The 19,094-nt window shown below is 36.9% G+C and carries 18 protein-coding genes; 12 read left to right on the forward strand and 6 right to left on the reverse strand.

Annotated features, from left to right (window positions below; genetic code table 11):
* Positions 1-275 precede the first annotated feature (275 nt).
* The 3 genes from F9B76_RS09575 to F9B76_RS09585 form a co-directional block, all read right to left on the reverse strand.
* On the reverse strand, positions 276-1,082 hold the full coding sequence (locus F9B76_RS09575; RefSeq protein WP_159991905.1) for a thiazole synthase: 807 nt from the start codon (positions 1,080-1,082) through the stop codon (positions 276-278).
* A 40-nt stretch (positions 1,083-1,122) separates the two neighbouring features.
* On the reverse strand, positions 1,123-1,347 hold the full coding sequence (thiS, locus tag F9B76_RS09580) for a sulfur carrier protein ThiS (protein WP_159991906.1): 225 nt from the start codon (positions 1,345-1,347) through the stop codon (positions 1,123-1,125).
* Between the two features lie 99 nt (positions 1,348-1,446).
* A complete protein-coding gene (locus F9B76_RS09585) occupies positions 1,447-2,514 on the reverse strand; it encodes an FAD-dependent oxidoreductase (RefSeq protein ID WP_159991907.1) in 1,068 nt (355 codons plus the stop codon).
* A gap of 513 nt (positions 2,515-3,027) precedes the next feature.
* Between F9B76_RS09585 and lepA the strand changes: the two genes are divergently transcribed.
* The 5 genes from lepA to recO are packed head-to-tail and all read left to right on the forward strand — an operon-like array spanning position 3,028 to position 7,861.
* Positions 3,028-4,821 carry a translation elongation factor 4 gene (gene lepA / locus F9B76_RS09590; protein WP_159991908.1) on the forward strand — a complete coding sequence of 598 codons (1,794 nt, stop codon included), beginning with the start codon at positions 3,028-3,030 and terminating at the stop codon, positions 4,819-4,821.
* Positions 4,822-4,835: 14 nt separating this feature from the next.
* Positions 4,836-5,651, forward strand: coding sequence for a signal peptidase I (gene lepB, locus F9B76_RS09595; RefSeq protein ID WP_159991909.1), 816 nt, complete (start codon positions 4,836-4,838; stop codon positions 5,649-5,651).
* Positions 5,651-6,403, forward strand: a complete 753-nt coding sequence (gene rnc / locus F9B76_RS09600) for a ribonuclease III (RefSeq protein WP_159991910.1) — start codon at positions 5,651-5,653, stop codon at positions 6,401-6,403. The genes lepB and rnc overlap by 1 nt, the downstream gene beginning before the upstream one ends.
* A complete protein-coding gene (gene era / locus F9B76_RS09605) occupies positions 6,400-7,293 on the forward strand; it encodes a GTPase Era (RefSeq protein ID WP_204319056.1) in 894 nt (297 codons plus the stop codon). The genes rnc and era overlap by 4 nt, the downstream gene beginning before the upstream one ends.
* A complete protein-coding gene (gene recO / locus F9B76_RS09610; RefSeq protein WP_159991911.1) occupies positions 7,286-7,861 on the forward strand; it encodes a DNA repair protein RecO in 576 nt (191 codons plus the stop codon). Before era ends, recO begins: the two co-directional genes overlap by 8 nt.
* A gap of 254 nt (positions 7,862-8,115) precedes the next feature.
* Here recO and F9B76_RS09615 read toward each other — a convergent pair whose 3' ends face one another.
* The 3 genes from F9B76_RS09615 to F9B76_RS09625 all read right to left on the reverse strand — a co-directional run bounded on the left by F9B76_RS09615 (position 8,116) and on the right by F9B76_RS09625 (position 10,827).
* On the reverse strand, positions 8,116-8,805 hold the full coding sequence (locus F9B76_RS09615) for a Bax inhibitor-1/YccA family protein (protein ID WP_159991912.1): 690 nt from the start codon (positions 8,803-8,805) through the stop codon (positions 8,116-8,118).
* A gap of 106 nt (positions 8,806-8,911) precedes the next feature.
* A complete protein-coding gene (locus F9B76_RS09620) occupies positions 8,912-9,352 on the reverse strand; it encodes a DNA polymerase III subunit chi (RefSeq protein ID WP_159991913.1) in 441 nt (146 codons plus the stop codon).
* Positions 9,349-10,827 (reverse strand): leucyl aminopeptidase, encoded by a 1,479-nt coding sequence (locus F9B76_RS09625; RefSeq protein ID WP_159991914.1) that lies wholly within the window; start codon positions 10,825-10,827, stop codon positions 9,349-9,351. The genes F9B76_RS09620 and F9B76_RS09625 overlap by 4 nt, the downstream gene beginning before the upstream one ends.
* Before the next feature lie 48 nt (positions 10,828-10,875).
* Between F9B76_RS09625 and lptF the strand changes: the two genes are divergently transcribed.
* The 7 genes from lptF to F9B76_RS09660 all read left to right on the forward strand — a co-directional run bounded on the left by lptF (position 10,876) and on the right by F9B76_RS09660 (position 19,091).
* Positions 10,876-11,976 carry an LPS export ABC transporter permease LptF gene (gene lptF / locus F9B76_RS09630; RefSeq protein ID WP_159991915.1) on the forward strand — a complete coding sequence of 367 codons (1,101 nt, stop codon included), beginning with the start codon at positions 10,876-10,878 and terminating at the stop codon, positions 11,974-11,976.
* Between the two features lie 48 nt (positions 11,977-12,024).
* Positions 12,025-12,546, forward strand: a complete 522-nt coding sequence (locus F9B76_RS09635) for a hypothetical protein (RefSeq protein ID WP_159991916.1) — start codon at positions 12,025-12,027, stop codon at positions 12,544-12,546.
* A 142-nt stretch (positions 12,547-12,688) separates the two neighbouring features.
* Positions 12,689-13,114 (forward strand): hypothetical protein, encoded by a 426-nt coding sequence (locus tag F9B76_RS09640; protein ID WP_201289305.1) that lies wholly within the window; start codon positions 12,689-12,691, stop codon positions 13,112-13,114.
* 53 nt (positions 13,115-13,167) lie between these two features.
* Positions 13,168-14,346 (forward strand): multidrug effflux MFS transporter, encoded by a 1,179-nt coding sequence (locus F9B76_RS09645; protein ID WP_159991917.1) that lies wholly within the window; start codon positions 13,168-13,170, stop codon positions 14,344-14,346.
* Between the two features lie 148 nt (positions 14,347-14,494).
* Positions 14,495-16,720 (forward strand): TonB-dependent receptor domain-containing protein, encoded by a 2,226-nt coding sequence (locus F9B76_RS09650; RefSeq protein WP_159991918.1) that lies wholly within the window; start codon positions 14,495-14,497, stop codon positions 16,718-16,720.
* A gap of 471 nt (positions 16,721-17,191) precedes the next feature.
* On the forward strand, positions 17,192-18,085 hold the full coding sequence (xerD, locus tag F9B76_RS09655) for a site-specific tyrosine recombinase XerD (protein ID WP_159991919.1): 894 nt from the start codon (positions 17,192-17,194) through the stop codon (positions 18,083-18,085).
* Positions 18,086-18,599: 514 nt separating this feature from the next.
* On the forward strand, positions 18,600-19,091 hold the full coding sequence (locus tag F9B76_RS09660) for an aminoacyl-tRNA deacylase (protein ID WP_159991920.1): 492 nt from the start codon (positions 18,600-18,602) through the stop codon (positions 19,089-19,091).
* Positions 19,092-19,094 lie beyond the last annotated feature (3 nt).

Here is a 19,094-nt window from a genome sequence, read left to right on the forward strand (position 1 = left end):
AAACAAAGAGAATGAATGTATAAAAATTGATTTATTATCAGTAAATTACCATAAACTGTCATATAAATATGATTTTCATAACACAGAAAATAGAGTAAATCATATATAAAGTTGCTATTGCTACACAATTATTTTAATCTACCTGTACAAATAAAGGAGGATATAATTGTTGAGAGGTTATAGATATTGGGTCTTTTAAGAATAGTATCAATTTCTTTTTTTCTTATTGACAATAAAAACCCCCTCTATAAGAGGGGGGTTAACGTTTTTATCTATTAGAGTAAAAAAGGTCTGCCAGTGACTTGTGTACTAGGAACAGCCATATCTTGCTGATCCATAATGCCGGCTTCATAGGCTAACCGCCCTGATTGAATGGCTAATTTAAAAGCAGTAGCCATTTTTACAGGATTATGTGATTGTGCTACGGCTGAATTTAGTAGTACCGCATCAAATCCAAGTTGCATTGCCATAACAGCATCTTTGGGTGAACCAATACCAGCATCTACCACTAAAAAGGCTTCTGGTAATCTTGCTCGTAAGACGCGTAATGCAAAAGGATTTACCAATCCTTGTCCTGATCCAATAGGCGCACCCCAAGGCATAAGAATACGGCAACCTGCATCTAATAAACGTTGGCAAGTAACTAGATCATCCGTGCAGTAGGGGAAGACTTCAAACCCCTCTTTAATAAGTTCTCGTGTGGCGACTAATAATTCAGTAGGATCGGGTTGTAAGGTATAGTCATCACCGATAACCTCTAATTTAATCCAGTGAGTATCAAAAATTTCTCGTGCCATATGTGCTAATGTGATGGCTTCACGAGCGGTTTTGCAGCCAGCGGTATTAGGTAATAAACGGGCACCGCTTTCTTTGAGCATTTGAAAAAAAGTATTTTCCACTCCATCGGTAGTGCTTTTGGTTAAGGTATTTTGATGGGGGGATAACTGGCGTTTTAGTCCTACAGTAACCACCTGTGCCTCTGAGGCAATAATGGCATCATTTAATACTTTGGGTGAAGGGTAAGTGGCTGTTCCTAAAAAAAATCGGCTAGTTAATGAAACATCGGCTAAGGTATAAGACATTATGAATCCTTTAGAAAAGTTATCATTGAGTATAGACAGATTAACCACCAGTAATGGGTGAAAACGTCATAATATGATCCCCTTCTTTTAAATAATACTGCTCTCGTGCTGTACGAGGAATAAATTCTTCATTTACAGCAGTAGCAATACTTTTAGGGTCATCCTCTTCACCAGATGCTATTTGTAATTGTTGAATAAATGTCGCTAAAGAGGTTTGATCTGTAATCTCTTTGGCTTGCCCATTAATATATACAGTGATTATCATGATACGACTATTTAAAAGTGAAACAATAGCGATATAAAGGGTTGTTGATTATTAATATCGCTATTTTATGGTTAATTGATTATAACAATTTAGTGACTATTAGGACATGGCGGAGTATTGCTCTCCTAGCATCGCTTGTAAGGCATTTTCTACAATGGCAGGAGCAATTAACCAACCATGACGGAAAAGACCATTAATACGGCTTAATCCTTGTTCAGTCTCAATACGAGGGAAATTATCAATTAATGCAGGTCGTAAATTGGTTTCTGTATGAATAATCCGAGCTTCTGCAATTTCGGGTAATACGCTATGAGCAGCGGTTAATAGTTCGACAGTTGTTCGTACCGAAATAGGGGAACGATCTTCACTTTCAATCTCACTTGCCCCAATAAATAAAATATCGGGTTTGCGAGGAACGAGATACACACAATAACGAGGGTGAAGTAAACGAATCGGTCTGCTAAGTGACAGAGTAGGGGCTTGTAACCATAGCACTTCACCACGTACTCCACGGACATTTTGGCAAGAAAGGGTATGTGCATTAGGGAATTTAACTTCACGAGCACCTAAACCACGCGTATCAAAAACCCAGTCAAAATGATGTTCCCCTTCTTGAGTAAAAATAGTTTGTGGGGATAGTTTATTGACGGGTGTTTGCCAATGCCAATGTGTATTGGCACTTGATGCATATAAAGCGTGCATTGCTTGTCGCGTATGAATATGCCCTTCGTTGGGTAATGCCCATGCATGAGCAACACCTGAAATAGAGGGTTCTTCAATTTTCAATTGTTCAAGTGAAATTTTTTGTGGCTGTTGATCAGCGGGTGCTTTATGTGATAAAAGAGAAATCAGACGATTGGCAGCCCCTTCATCGCCACGGTGGGCAAGCATAAGGCTACCGTTATAATGTAATTCAACGGGTTCAACCAGTTGAGGGACAATATGCTTCCAGAGTTCAAGGGAGCGTACGCCTAAGTTGTAGATATTATTATCCCCTTTTTCTAATTCTGCCACATGGCTGAGCATACCTGCTGCTGCAAATCCTGAAGCGACTGGATCTGATGGCCCACTTGCAGGGTCAAAAACCGTTATTTCATGCCCTTGCTTGGATAATAAAAATGCACATAAACGACCTGCAAGTCCAGCCCCAGCAATACCTATTTTCATAAAAACCTCCTATCTAAAAATAAGTGCTTAACCAGTCAGACTATTCTACCACCTTTAAGCAATAATACCGTTGAATCATTTTAAAAAGGGTAAAAAATCAGGGGTATAAAAATAAATAATGTCTATTTTTCTTTAGATGAAAGCGCAATAATGGATAAAAAGATAAATCGCTTTTCTTTAGTAATAAAATACTGAAGCTAGTTTCTTGCTTGTACTACCTGAAAAACGGCACTGTGATGGATGTAGTTTTGTTTTTCTAGGGATAATAGTTTACTGAAATAAAAAGGGTATTCTCTTATCTATTATTTAAATAGAGGATACTTATGGGTTGTAATCATCTATGACAAAGAAAATAAAGGTTAAATAGCGTATCATTTAGCGTATAATATACCTTTATGTAAAAAATTTACATGATAATAATAGGCTAATTTGATAATGGTAATGTAATAGCCATTGATAGGGTTTTATCCCTACATAATTGGTAATGATTAATTTTTTTGATTGATTTCTTGAATGCAACATATACGTAACTTCTCTATTATTGCGCATATTGACCATGGTAAATCTACGTTGGCTGATCGTTTAATCCAACGTACAGGGGGATTGGCAGATCGTGAAATGTCTGCACAGGTTCTTGATTCTATGGATATTGAACGTGAACGTGGTATTACCATTAAAGCTCAGACCGCTGCTTTGCAATATAAAGCACAAGATGGCAAGGTCTATAATCTTAATATTATTGATACCCCGGGGCATGTGGACTTTTCTTATGAAGTGAGTCGTTCTTTATCTGCTTGTGAGGGGGCATTATTAGTGGTAGATGCCAGTCAGGGTGTAGAAGCACAAACTGTTGCCAATTGCTATACCGCTATTGAGCTAGGTGTTGAGGTGATTCCTGTTCTAAATAAAATGGATCTACCATCAGCAGAGCCAGAGCAAGCAAGAGCAGAAATAGAAGATGTGATAGGTATTGATGCGAGTGATGCTATTTTAGCCAGTGCTAAGACGGGAGTGGGAATTGATGATATTCTTGAAATGATTGTCAAAAAAGTACCCCCACCTAAAGGTGATCCCACCGCACCTTTACAAGCCTTAATTATTGACTCATGGTTTGATAATTATGTGGGTGTAGTAATGTTGGTGCGTATCGTTAATGGTACACTCAAACAAAAAGATAAAATTAGTTTTATGGCAACAGGTGCTTCTCACTTGGTGGAGCAAATTGGTGTCTTTACTCCTAAATCATCATCAAGACCACAACTGTCTGCGGGCGAAGTAGGTTTTGTGATTGCTGGGATTAAAGAATTAGCTCACGCAAAAGTAGGGGATACTATCACCCTAGCACAAGCACCTGCAGCTGACCCACTTCCAGGATTTAAAGAGGTTAAACCTCAAGTTTTTGCAGGGCTTTATCCTGTTGAAAGTAGTGAGTATGATCAATTAAGAGATTCACTTGAAAAATTAAAATTAAATGATGCCGCCTTAATGTTTGAGCCTGAGGTATCTCAAGCGTTAGGCTTTGGTTTCCGCTGTGGGTTCTTGGGTTTATTGCATATGGAAATTGTGCAAGAACGGCTTGAGCGTGAGTTTGATATGGATCTTATCACCACAGCACCATCTGTTGTTTATGAGGTTGAAAAAACAGATGGTGAAGTCGTCATGATTGATAGCCCCTCGCGTATGCCAGATGTGGGTATGATTCGTGATATTCGAGAGCCTATGGTGAATGTGACCTTATTTATGCCACAAGACTATGTTGGTCCAGTGATGACCTTGTGTAATAATAAGCGTGGTATTCAGAAAAATATGAGTTATCATGGTCGCCAAGTGCATCTTACATATGAAATTCCACTGGCAGAGATTGTTTTAGATTTCTTCGATAAACTTAAATCGGTCTCTCGTGGTTATGCTTCAATGGATTATGAATTCTTAGAATATCGTAGTGCAGATGTTGTACGGGTAGATTTACTGATTAATGGTGATAAAGTAGATGCTTTATCGATGATTGTTCACCGTTCGGTTGCTCGCTACCGTGGGCGAGAGGTGGTGAGTAAAATGCGTGGTTTAATCCCTCGCCAGATGTATGATGTGGCGGTACAAGCAGCAATTGGTGCTGAAATTATTGCTCGTGAAAATGTAAAAGCTTTACGCAAAAATGTCTTAGCAAAATGTTATGGTGGTGATATTACACGTAAACGTAAATTACTTGAAAAACAAAAAGCAGGTAAAAAACGGATGAAACAAGTAGGTAGTGTAGAAATTCCTCAAGAAGCGTTCTTAGCCATTTTACAAGTTGAAGATAAATAGGAGAGTAGTGAATTATGGATTTTGAAATTATCTTTTTTATATTACTCGTTGTCGCATGGGGTATTAAATTATTAGATAAATGGGTTTTAAAACCTCGCCGTATTAATCAATATGGTGCGAAAGATGCTGATAATCATCGCGCTAAAATAGTTGATTATGCAGTGAGTTATTTCCCTGTTATCTTATTTGTATTTATTTTAAGATCATTTATATTTGAACCATTCCGTATTCCCTCTGGGTCTATGCTACCTACATTAGAAAGTGGCGATATGATTGCGGTAAGTAAGTTCTCTTACGGTATTCGTTTACCGATTGTTAATCAAAAAATTATTCCCTTTTCTTCTCCTGCTCATGGTGATGTAATTGTTTTCCGCTATCCTGTGGATACCTCTATTAACTATATCAAACGTGTTGTAGGTGTACCAGGTGATGTGGTTCGTTTTGAAAATAAACATTTATATTTAAATGGAAAAGAGCTTCCATTAGTTGAAAAAGAGCCTTATATTAATCCAAGTCAGCAAGGTGGTAGCCCTGTACGATATGAGGAAACATTAGGTGATAAAAAACATGATATTTTATTATTACCTATGTTGAGTCAGATTCGTCCTATTATTAATTTCCCTTATATGGAAAACTGCCAGTATTTATCTTCAACGGCGGTAGAGTGTAAAGTACCAGATGGACATTATTTTGTCATGGGTGATAATCGTGATAATAGCCAGGATAGTCGTTTTTGGGGCTTTGTTCCTGATCGTTATATCCTTGGTAAAGCCTTTGTGGTTTGGATGAATTTTAGTGAGTTTAACCGTATTGGTACGATGATTAAATAATGAAATATCAAAAATTACAAGCGCGTTTATCGTATCAGTTTAATAATAAAGAATTACTGATGCGTGCTTTAACACACCGTAGTTATGGGATTAATCATAATGAACGGTTGGAGTTTCTAGGGGATTCAATATTGAATTTCTCTGTGGCGGCTTTGCTTTTTTCTTTATTACATAATCAAGATGAAGGCGATTTATCTCGTATTCGCTCTAGTTTAGTTAATCAGCAGACATTGGCAGATTTGGCGATAAAATTACAATTGCCTGATGTGGTATTGCTTGGTGAGGGTGAATTAAAAAGTGGAGGATTTCGGCGCCCTTCAATTTTAGCCGATACCATGGAAGCAATTTTTGGGGCGATTTACTTGGATAGTAATATTGAACAGGCTCAACACGTTATTGAACATCTTTATCGACCCTTATTGAAAGATGCTGATTTTTCTACTTTAGGTAAAGATGCTAAAACCTTATTACAAGAAATGCTACAAGCACGTAAATTACCCTTGCCGACTTATACGGTATTAGCAACAACAGGGGCAGCACATGATCAACAGTTTGAAGTGGAATGTAGTGTGCCTACGCTTAATCTAGCGGCAACCGCATTAGGTGCAAGTCGTCGTTCAGCAGAGCAAGCCGCAGCTAAGATTGTAATTGAGCAACTTAAACAAATTGCCCCTACTCGAAAAGCGATGAAGTCTAAACGTATTGTCACGCAATTAACATTACCTGTTGCTGTGGAGCAAGAAAATAAATGATAGAAAATACCCCTTTTAAAACAGGCTTTATTGCCGTTGTCGGACGACCCAATGTTGGTAAATCAACATTAATTAATGCCTTAATTGGTAGTAAAATTTCCATTGTTTCACGTAAAGCACAAACAACACGACACCGTATTCATGGGGTACTTACACAAAATAATACACAATTTGTTTTTGTGGATACCCCGGGTTTTCAAACGCGTCATGGCGGTGCAATGAATCGAATGATGAATCGGGTGGTTACACAAACATTGGCAGATGTGGATGTTGTTGTTCATGTTGTAGAAGCAGGCAAATGGAGTGAGGGTGATGAAAATGTAGTGCCTTTACTGCCTTCCTCTAAAAAGTGTATTTTAGTGATTAGTAAAGTAGATTTACTCAAGAATAAAAATGATATATTTGCCTTTACCACTAAAATTCTTCAAAAATTCCCCTATGATGCTATTGTGCCATTAAGTGCCGTCAAAGGGGTTCAGCTAGATATTCTACTGGATGAAATTGCACAACGCTTACCTGAGGGTGAACCTATGTTTGATGAAGAGGCGATGACAGACCGTTCTGTTCGCTTTATCACGGGTGAGTTAATTCGAGAAAAAATCTTCCGTTTAGTTGGTGATGAGCTTCCTTATGCAAGTACGGTACAAATTGAAAAATGGGATGAAACAGAAGAAGGTGTTCATATTAATGCCTGTGTGGTGGTTGAAAGAGAAAGCCATAAGCCCATTTTACTAGGTGCAAAAGGTTTACATATGAAGCGTATTGCGACAGAAGCAAGACAAGATATTCGAGAGATGTTAGATAAACCTGTTTTTTTAGAAATTTATATTAAGGTGCGTAAAGGCTGGTCAGATAAAGAAAGTGCTTTGCGTGATCTTGGTTATGAATAAATATAAGGTTCTTGAAACACCTGCTTTTTTATTACAAGCAAAACCTTGGAGTGAGACTTCCTGTATTGCAACGGTATTTAGCCGAGAGTATGGTTTAGTGGCAGGTATTGCCAAGGGGGCAAAACGACCCTACTCTGTGATGAGGCCTATTTTGTCGCACTTTCAGCCCTTATTAATTTCTTGGAGTGGAAAAGCAGAAGTTAAGACAATTACACAGGCTGATTTTGATGGTTTTTTGGCTATTCCTTCTAAAATATTGATGTCTGGGTGGTATATGAATGAGTTATTACTTAGAGGATTGCCTAAAGAAGACCCACACCCTATTATTTTTGATGAATATACCTACGCACTTGAAAGTCTATGTGCAGGCATTGATGAGCGAAGTGTGCTAAGGCGGTTTGAGTGGTATTTACTTAAAGAATTAGGGTATGGGGATAGTGAAGTTGCACCTGATTTTCATGATTTGTCTTCTGAGCTTGCTTTACGTCAGCACTTACGAGCAAAGATAGAGACATATATTTTTCAGTATGAGCTTAATACCCGAAAAGTAGTGCAATCCATACGATAGTATCGTTGGGGATAAGTCAATATTTTTACGATGAATAACTGTTTTATAAAAAAGCACTGCAAACACTATTAACTCGTCGTTCTTTTGCGTTATTTCAGAAAACTCACTTACTTATCTACGCTTTTACTGCATTTCACCTCTAATAAATATATATTTATTAAGTTGAGTTTTCATAAAAAAAGAGGGAAATGAATAAATCTCCCTCTTAATGTGTCTTAGATAATAATTAGATATATGATAGATGTAATTTGTAATTAATCATCGCCACCAATGACACCAAAAATATGTAATAAGCTTTGGAAAATATTATAAATATCTAAGTATAAAGCTAATGTTGCAGAGATATAGCTTGTTTCACCACCATTCACAATACGTTGAACATCAAATAGAATGTAGAGTGAGAAAATAACGGTTGCTGCTGCAGAAATCGCTAAAGATAAAGCAGGAATTTGGAAAAAGAGATTAGCAATAGCTGCTAGGATAAGGACAATAACACCCATAAAAAGTGTTTTACCTAAGAAACTAAAATCTCGTTTACTAGTACTTGCAATCGTTGCCATCACACCAAAAATAATAGCGGTACTACCAAATGCCATAGCAATAACATTTTCTCCGTTATTTAAAGCAAGTGTATAGCTTAAAATACGAGAAAGCATCATACCCATAAAGAAGGTAAAGAGTAGTAGGAAACCAACCCCTGCGGCATTATTGCGGTTTTTCTCTACTAAGAACATTAAACCAAAAGCACCTGCAAAAAAGATTAATGTGCTTACCCATGGATTAAGGTTACTAAAAAGATTGAGCTGTAATGCTAATACCGCACCTAACACGGTAGGTATCATAGAAATAGCCAATAAGAGGTAAGTATTGCGTAGTACGCGGTTCTTAGCCATCAGGGAATCGGCTTGTTGGGTTTGGATAGTGTGTTGATCGTAAGAATTCATATCTTCTCCATAATAATGATAACAACCTTAGTGTCAATAAGGCTATTGCTAAGTATAGCAAGAGTACGAAAAAAAACAATAGTCGAAAAAGGGTGAAATAAGAAATTTATGTATTTAAAGCATGATAAACCAGCTCATTACCCTCTGTCTTATAGTGTATCATTCGTTCTCTTGCATACTTTTTATCTTCCTCATGATTAGAAACAATTTCAAGAATGCGTGTAAATTGTTGATAATAGGGTGGGCATTCTATATCAAGATTCATTAACCATGTTGGATTTGAGGGGGTAGCAAGAGGATGCTCTATTTTTTCTGAAAGATGTGTGCAAAGCATAATCCATGTTGGTATGCTTTCACTTGCATACATAGGATGGGGAACAAAGGCAGTCTTCTCAACTGCCCAAAGTGCTTTACTAAAGCCAGATAGGCGTTTTTCATCTGAACAATAGACAAATAGGGGGCGACCTGCCAAAAAATACTTATAAGCTGTTTGGCAGGCTTGTTGAATGCGGTGTTCTACCCCATGAGCAATTAAGATGGTACTCATTGTGTTAATAAAAAATCAACTAAAAGTGGTACTGGACGACCAGTCGCTCCCTTTTGTGTTCCCGATAACCATGCAGTTCCTGCAATATCAAGGTGAGCCCAACGATAGTTTTTGGTGAAACGTGATAAGAAGCAAGCGGCGGTAATCGAACCAGCACCAGGCCCACCAATATTGGCTATATCGGCAAAGTTACTTTGTAAACGTTCTTGATAAGCCTCTTCAAGTGGCATTAACCAAGCGGTATCACGGGTATTTTTACCTGCTTGTAGTAAGGCTTGGGCTAGGTCATCATCATTACTGAAAAGCCCTGTATTAATATTTCCCAATGAAACAATAATAGCCCCTGTTAGTGTAGCAATATCAATCACTAATTTTGGATGATAGCGTTCTGCATAGGTGAGGGCATCGCATAAAATAAGGCGACCTTCGGCATCTGTATTGAGAATTTCGATGGTTTGACCTGACATACTGGTAACGACATCACCGGGTTTTGTTGCATGACCACTTGGCATATTTTCAGTGGCTGGGATAAGTGCAATCACTTCACGATTAATGCCAATTTCAGCGATAGCACGCATCGTACCAAATACAGAAGCGGCACCACACATATCAAACTTCATCTCATCCATATTGAGACCTGGTTTAAGCGAAATGCCACCGGTATCAAAGGTAACACCTTTACCGACTAGGACAATAGGTTTTTGTGATGTGGATTTTTTGGTAGCAGGGCGATAGTGCATAATAATAAAACGGGGGTCTTGATCAGAACCAGCGGCAACGGATAAGAATGCCCCCATTTTTAGGGCTTCAATTTGTTTTCTTGCTAAAACATCTGTTTTAATTGTTGGAAAGGTTTTTGCTAAAGATTTTGCCTGCTCTCCAAGATAAGCTGGTGTGCAGATATTGGCAGGTAAATTACCGAGTTCTCGAGTTAAGTTCATTCCATTACCGAGGGCTTGACCTTGTGCTAAACCAATTTTTGCTTCTTTTTCTTGTGCTTTAGGTAGTGTAAAGCTAAGTTTTTTGAGTGCAAAAGGTTCGGGTGCTTTACTGAGTGTGGTTGTATATTGATACGTAGCCAGTACGATAGCACGAGCTGCAAAACGGGCGGCATCAAGTGTACTGATTGAGGCTGTTTCTTCTAAAAGTGTACTAATGCCTTCGCTTAAACTACTTTGTTTTAAATATTCTGTGATTGTAGAATGAGCCGTTAGTAATGTATTCGGGTTATAATTCTCTTTGTTTCCAAGGCCTACCAAAACAAGACGTTCGGCAGCAATGCCATCAATATGGCGTAATACGAGTGTACTACCTAGTTTTGCCTTAAACTCTTTTTTTAGGATTTTTTTAATATTTGCCTTAGAATCAAGCTGTGTTGCAATGCTGCCTAATAAGCCATCTTCAAAGACACCTACAAAAAGTGCAGGGGTTTTTAATTGTTCGATTGAACGGTTTGTTTGTATTGTAAATTGCATTTTAATCACCTAGTTGTTGTATAACTATATTATTACCTAAGTTTTGTTATGTCGCTATTCAAACGCTCAATTGTTGCTGAAATTTTAAGTCATGCCGGTGTCGTTTTTTCTACACTTATCATTGTTTGGCTTAGTGTGTTATTAGTGAGATTATTAGGTCAAGCAGCTGCTGGTACAATTGGTGCTGATGTGGTGATAGCCATTTCTACCTTTTCAAGTATTACCGCATTACCGATTATTTTAATTGTTTCAGTCTTTATTGCGATTCTAACAACTGTTTCACGCAATTATCGTGAGCAAGAGATGTTTGTTTGGTTTTCAAGTGGGGTGTCTTTATTAAATTGGATAAATCCTGTTTTACGAGTGGTGATTCCAACTTCAGTATTGATTGCTGTTTTAACGATCATTAGTTCTCCATGGGCATATCAACAAGTGGCAGAATATCGACAGCGTTACGCACAACGCTCTGACCTTTCTAAAGTAGCGACAGGACAATTTATTGAAACTGTTGGGGGAAATAGGGTGTTTTTTATTGAACCCTCTACTAACCCTGATCATGAAATGGGTAGAATCTTTGTGCGAGAACTGGGTAAAGAAGGGGGGATTAGTGTGATTAATGCTGCTCATGCTAATTTTTCAACCAATGAAAAAGGGGAACGATTTATTAATTTAGGTGCAGGAAGTCGTTATGATTTAGTGCCTAATTCACCAGAGCTTCGTGTATCTTCATTTGATGATATTACATTAAGGGTTGAGAATAGCAATGCCGTTTCTGAAGATGAAATTAGAGAGAAAGCACTTAATGAAATGAAAGCAAGACCGTTGATGGCGTTACTTGCCGATAATAATAGTCGAAGTGATTCGCAATTAATGTGGCGGTTTTCTTTACCTATTGCGGTTTTAAATCTCGCCTTATTAGCGATTCCATTGGGATCTGTTAATCCACGTATGGGTAGATCGGGTAATGTGATTATTGCAGGTTTAGTAGGCTTACTTTATATGAATTTACTTAATATGATGAGGGGGTGGATTAGTGCTGGTAAGGTTGATTTTTGGATGGGGATTTTATCTGTTAATGGTTTAGTATTTTTAGCTGTCGTATTTGCATTTTGGCTAAAAATGCGTGTCAAAGCCCCTCGTCAAGCGTAGAATAGTGTCCATATTTCGTATGAATAAAAATAGTGTAGTGAATTTGGCATGAATACCGAGCAACTAAAACTCTTGCGTGATTATGCAAAATCAGCAGATAGTGATAAAACATGGTCGTCTTTGTCGAAGTTTTTATCATTAGTCAATCCTCAAGATATTATGACTATCTGTGATGAGCTATTATTATTGCGTGCAGGTAATTCTAAAACACCAAGTATTCGACCCTCTAAACAAGCACTTGAGCAGTTATTACAAGCAGAAGTCCTTGTGCCTTCCTATGACAAAATTAAAAATGGCTATGCTATTCGATATGCTGGTTTTTCATTTGATGCTACCAAAGAGGGGCCGACAGAGGGTGTTTTATGGACAGCTCAAGAAAAATATATTTATGAGTTACGACAACAAGGGCGTTTAATTTCTTTTATTCAGCAACTTGAGCATCAAGCCGCTATCCCAACATGGCATTTAACTGTTGAGGTAGGTAAACGCAAAAATTATGAGGGAACGCTGATTTTTCGCTATATTCGAGAAGATCATGCCAAGATACAGCAGTTAAGTTTTTTCCCGTAAACGTAAATATTTCTTTACATTCATCCGTAATATGAAAAGAAGATGTTATGTAATGTTTACGGTATTTTAACTAAGCGAAGTGTTAGTATTTTTCTCGTTATAATACGCCACAAGATTTTTATTATTGACTATTTTGGGCATAATGATGACAAATTCAAACAGTCCAATCCGTTATGGATTTTATCTTGCGGGTATCTATAATCTGATAGGTATTTTAGGGTTTACCCAGTTTTTTACAAATCAAACGCTAGCAGAGCTTGATCCAATAGTCTTTTCTATTATGGGACAAATAGGGATTATTTTATGGGGGCTTGCTTATTTATCTGTTTCTCATCAGTATTTTACTGTGCCTAAATTGATTGCTGTATTCTGTATCGAAAAAATGGTATATGCTGGAGCATGGATTTATTGGTTACTTACACAAGCAGAGAAGCTAGAGAGTTTACCTGCATCACAACTGTATATAGATATATTCTTTCGTACCTACGGTATAGGGGATTTTTTATTTGGTATTTTCTTTGGGTATATTGCCTATAGGGGATTTAAGCAATTAAACCAATCAGCCTAATTGTTAATAATAAGTTCTATTAAATCATTATCTGCAAAATAGTTAAAAATACAATGAATAACGTTAATTCTAAACTCTTTTTAGTCTTATTACTTGGGGTATTATCGGCATTTGGTCCCTTTGTTGTTGACTTATATTTACCTGCTTTACCTGAATTAACCCTATTTTTTGCTACTTCTGTTTCAATGACACAGCTGACACTGACAACGGCTATGATTGGCTTAGCCGTTGGTCAGCTCTTTTTTGGCCCGATTAGTGATAAGTTTGGTCGTAAAAAACCATTAATAATTTCCTTACTTATTTATATCCTCAGTACGGTATTGATTATATTTTCACATACAATTGAAAGTATGATTGTGTGGCGTATTGTCCAAGGGTTATCTTCCGCAGGGAGTGTGGTTATTTCTCGAGCAATCGCAACAGACCTGTATCGTGGGCGAGAGATGACCCGTTTTTTTGGATTATTAATGACAATTAACGGTCTTGCACCGATTATCTCACCTATTTTAGGGAGTTTGTTATTAGCGTATATTAGCTGGAAAGGGATATTTGTTTTCTTAACCTTGATAGGGGTTGTTGTTCTGTTATTTTGTTTCCGACTACAAGAAAGTTTAAAAGAAGAAAACCGTTTACAAGGTTCTGTTTTATCGTCTTTTAAAACATTTAGTATTATTATTAAAAATCGCTTATTTATGAGCTATGTGGGGATTGAGAGCTTTTTACTGGGTGCAATGTTTGCCTATATTGCGGCCTCTCCTTTTATTTTGCAGACGTTTTATGGGTTAAGTGCTTTTGCGTTTAGTCTTTGCTTTGGTGCGAATGGGGCAGCATTAGTCCTAGGGGCTAATATGGGGGGAAGAATGACGAATCGCAAAGCCTTAGCGATAGGGGTACTTGGTTTTTGTGTGGCAGCACTTTATACGATAGCTGTCTTAATCACTCAACCTTATTGGCTCTTTGTAGAAATTGGCTTTTTTATGATGTTGCTATTAATGGGATTAACTTTTCCTGCTATTTCTTCTTTGGCGATGGAAAGCGAGCGTCAATATGCGGGTAGTGCCTCTGCTTTATTGGGTTTTGCTCCCTTCTTTCTAGGAGGTATTGTTTCTCCATTAGTCGGTATCGGTGATATTTTTTACGCAACGGCTATCGTGATTTTTGTATGCGGTTCATTTGGTTTAGCAATTTATATTGCTATTTATAAAAAAATCCAAAATGCAGAGGAGGGATAATCATGATAGGAGATTACTTATTGGCTATTTGATGTGCAACCATTTTGTCATTCTATGTAAAAAATAGAAAAGTGCCATTTTGCATTTAAAATTTAATATAATGAGAATTATTATCATTTAATAATATTATTTAAAGGGAGTTTTATCAATGCAAAAAGTAGCGGCTTTTATAGCGTTAGCATTAAGTACAAATGCTTTTGCTCAGCAAGATCAGCTTGAAACGATTTATGTAACTGAGGTGGAGAAAAGTGATACTTTAGTCAATACAAGGGTAGATCGTCAGAGTATCTTTTTACGTCAGGTAAAAGATGTTAGGGATCTTTTTGCGAATAAAATGGACGTTTATGGTAGTCAATTACAAAATACACGTTCTGGCGGAGAGGGTGTAAATATTCGTGGTTTACAAGGGAACCGCATTACTTCAACGATTGATGGTATTCCCCTACCAGAAACACAAGAGAGTAAGCACTTTATTTCTTATGGTAGTGAGTTTGGGCGTGATGATTATATAGAAGTGACAGGTTTGCGTAGTGCGGATGTACAATATGCAGGTTCTGCCAATAGCCTATCGGGAAGTGTGAATTTTGTTACCTTAGAACCAGAGGATTTATTAAAGGGACAACAGACAGGTGGCTTTATTGGTACGGGTTATAACAGTGTTGATCGTTCTGTGTATGGTACGGTAGGGGGAGCAATTAAAGTAGGTGATTATCAAGGCATGTTAATGACAACGATACGTGATGGTCATGAAACTAAAAATAAAGGGACTAACGGTAGTCGTGGTGCATTACGAACCGAGCCTAATCCTGCGGATACGCGAAGTTATTATGTATTGACTAAGCACTATTATCAAATGAATCCTCATCATCGGATTGGTGCCGCTTTTGAATATCAACGTAAAAAAACAGATACAAATTTATTGAGCCTTGATATGACCAATATTGATAGTGGTACAGGTGTACAGCAATATGGCCATTCATCGGATAAAGTGGATAGGACTCGCTTTTCTTTAAGTCATGAATATAGTAATGAGCATGGTTGGTTACAGTATGCTAAAACGCAAGTGTATTATCAAGATGCCACATTTGATAATTATCGTTTCCGTCAGGGTTTGCGTAATTATCGCCGTGAGATGACAGATACAACACATAAGGTTTATGGTATTAATAGTGATTTTATGACGTTTATTGATGGGGCGGTTCCTCAAGTATTACGTTATGGTTTTACTTATAGTCATGCAAAATCTAGCAATCACTTAATATATGAGCGTCCTGCTTATCGTCATCCACGTTTAGCTGGTTTGGGGCGTGCGTATTTTAACGGTCATCCTACAGCAGATACTTCACAAGATAAATTGACGGTATATTTTGAAGATGAGTTGTCTTTTGGTAAATTTGTTGTTACCCCACAAATTGGTTTTGTTCACTATCGTATGAAACCTAAAAATGCGGTGAGTGACATTGCACAATTTCAATATGCTAAGCAATCAGAAACAAAGTTTACACCTAAAATTAGTTTTGAATATCGAGCATTGCCAGAGTTTATCCCCTACATTCAATACTCTCGCGGTGTTCGTACGCCTTCTCCCCAGCAACTAACGTCTTACTTTTTTGAAAGTGTGAGTTTTTTTAATCCTATGACTGGACGACCGCAAACGGTTAATGTTGCTGTTGTGGGTAATGCTAAATTAAAGTCAGAAACAGCGGATAATTTTGAGCTTGGTATTAAGGGTGAAAAAGCAGGTTTACGGTATTTAGTAACAGGTTACTATAACCGTTATCATCACTTTATTGACTGGGTAGCTAAACCAACACAAGGTTATGCATCCTTTATCCAATATGATAATCTTGATAGTGCTAAGGTGTATGGTATAACAGCGGATATGAAGTGGAATTTCTACGGTAATTTCCATACTAATGCAGGGTTTGCTTATGCGCGAGGTAGAGCTAAGAATAATGGCGTAAAAACACCGATTAATAGTATCCAACCGCTCAAAACTCGCTTAGGCTTTAGCTATGAAGGGGAAGAATTTGGTGCTAATGTACAATGGACGTATTCTCAAGCCAAAGCCGATAAGGATATTGAACAATCTTCAGCTTATCTTTATAACCCAACCCGTCGTTATTCTATTTTTGATGTAGGTATGTATTGGAAACCAATTAAAAATCTTACGATTACCGCTAATGTGAATAATGTATTTGATAAAAAATACTGGAACTGGAATGATATTTCTTATTTAGCCTTGATTTCTAAAGCAACACAAGATCAAGGACGACCAACGGCGAGTATTCCATTAGCGATTAATGCAGCAAATGCAGATCGTTTTACTGCACCGGGTAGGAATATTAATATTGGTTTACGGTATGAATTTTAGTATTTAAAAATAACTTAGGTACTTTTAAATAAATTGATTGATTTCATAAAAGCATAGCAAATAGTGATAAGTGGCTTGGTTGTTGTCGTTATGTGCTATTTTGCTGTGCTTTTTAGGAATATAGTTTTTAAAAAAATAGTTTAAGTATAAGGTATTTTTAAATCACTTTATAAGTTGTTATTACAAGTCTTGTCGAATGCTTTGTAGTTACTCAGTAGTTTCTTACTTTCCCTAAAACTTATGTCATCATTAAAGATTTTTATGGATGTTTAAACAATAGTCATATCATTTTATATAAAACTAGTTTAAATATTAAGTATTTTTAAATCACTAAACTTGATAAGTAGTTATTAATATCAATTTTAAAAATACATAATAAAAATAAGTGATAAATGAGGAATATATCAATAGTGAGAGCTATATCGAATCATAAAGCGATACAATAGGTTATTGTATTTTTTATTAGACTGTATGGATCAAGAATATATTGATGCTTTTTTAGATGCTTTATGGCTAGAAGATGGCTTATCTAAAAATACACTAAGTGCTTATCGTCAAGATTTAGAAGCCTTAGTAGATTATTTACATATACAAAAACCTCCTATTGGGTTAATCCAATTAGATGCCAATAAAGCACAACAATGGTTTATTGCGATGGGAGCTGAGGTAAAACCCAGTACGGCGAATAGACGGTTAGCGAGTTTAAAACGATTTGCTATTTGGGCTTTACGAATGGGTTATTTTACGGAAGATCCGACACTTTCTTTACATTCTTCAAAGCAAGGAATGCGTTTTCCCAAAACCATTAGTGAAACGCAGGTGGATGAATTATTAGAAGCACCTGACTTGGAGAGTGCTGCTGGTTTGAGGGATCGAGCCATGTTAGAAACTTTATATGCGACTGGTCTTCGAGTGACGGAGTTAGTCACCTTAAAAACATTACATCTGAATCTTGATGAGGGGGTTATCCGTGTGATAATGGGTAAGGGAGGGAAGGATCGTATTGTTCCTATTGGAGAAACGGCAGAATATTATTTAAGAGAATATATGCAAAAAGCACGTCCTGAACTATTGGGACACCAGGTGAATGATGATTTATTTTTATCTCGCTTTGGAACGGGTATGACAAGACAGGCTTTTTGGCAGATTATTAAAAAATATGCTTTGCAGACAAGTATTAAGATTCCTTTATCCCCCCATGTATTGAGGCACGCTTTTGCAACGCATTTACTTAACCATGGTGCTGATTTAAGAGTTGTGCAGATGCTATTAGGCCATGCGGATATTTCTACTACGCAAATTTATACGCATGTTGCTCGAGAGCGATTAAAGCAGTTACATCAAAAGCATCATCCAAGAGCGTAGTGGTTATTTTAAATAACGATATATTGAGGCTAAATTAATTAGCGTTTATTAAAAGCACTACAAATAATATTAAGTCGCTCGAACAGTTGCTCGCTCTGCTCGCAAAACTCGCTTGGTTAATTATTATTTCTCCGTGCTTTTTATAAAAAGGTTTGCTTATAAAAGGTTATTTTAAATAACGATATATTGAGGCTAAATTAATTAGCGTTTATTAAAAGCACTACAAATAATATTAAGTCGCTCGAACAGTTGCTCGCTCTGCTCGCAAAACTCGCTTGGTTAATTATTATTTCTCCGTGCTTTTTATAAAAAGGTTTGCTTATAAAAGGTTATTTTAAATAACGATATATTGAGGCTAAATTAGTTAGCAGTTATTTTGAAAGCACGATAAATAATATTAAGTCGTAGTTGCTCGAGATACTTGCAAAACTCGCTTGGTTAATTATTATTTCTCTGTGCTTTTAAAAAATTATTTTAAAATAATTGATTAGTATTTTTAGGTGGGTAGGTATTTATGAGTAAATCAAAACATATTTCTGAAACGCCTGCAACGCAGTTTTTAAAAAAACATGGGGTTCTTTATGATGAATATATTTGTGAATATATTGAACATGGGGGAACGGCTGAAACGGCTAAGCAGTTAGGGGTTGATGAGCATCAGATTATCAAAACATTAATTGTTGAAGATGAGATGGGAAAACCTCATATTATACTGATGCATGGTGATCGTGAGGTATCCACTAAAAATCTTGCCCGTCAGCTTAAAACAAAAAAAATCCAAATGGTTGATCCTATGCAAGCACCTAAACATTCAGGTTATCAAATTGGGGGAACTTCGCCTTTTGGTACGCGTAAGAAAATGCCTGTTTGGATAGAGAGAACTATTTTGGATTATGAAAATATTTATATTAATGGGGGGAGAAGAGGGTATATTTTACGACTTAATCCTAACGTTATTGTCGATTTACTAGGGGCGACACCTGTAGAAGTAGCTATAGAGGGGTAGTGC

Origin of the sequence: Pelistega ratti (assembly GCF_009833965.1) — a bacterium.
GTDB classification, from domain to species: Bacteria; Pseudomonadota; Gammaproteobacteria; order Burkholderiales; family Burkholderiaceae_B; genus Taylorella; species Taylorella ratti.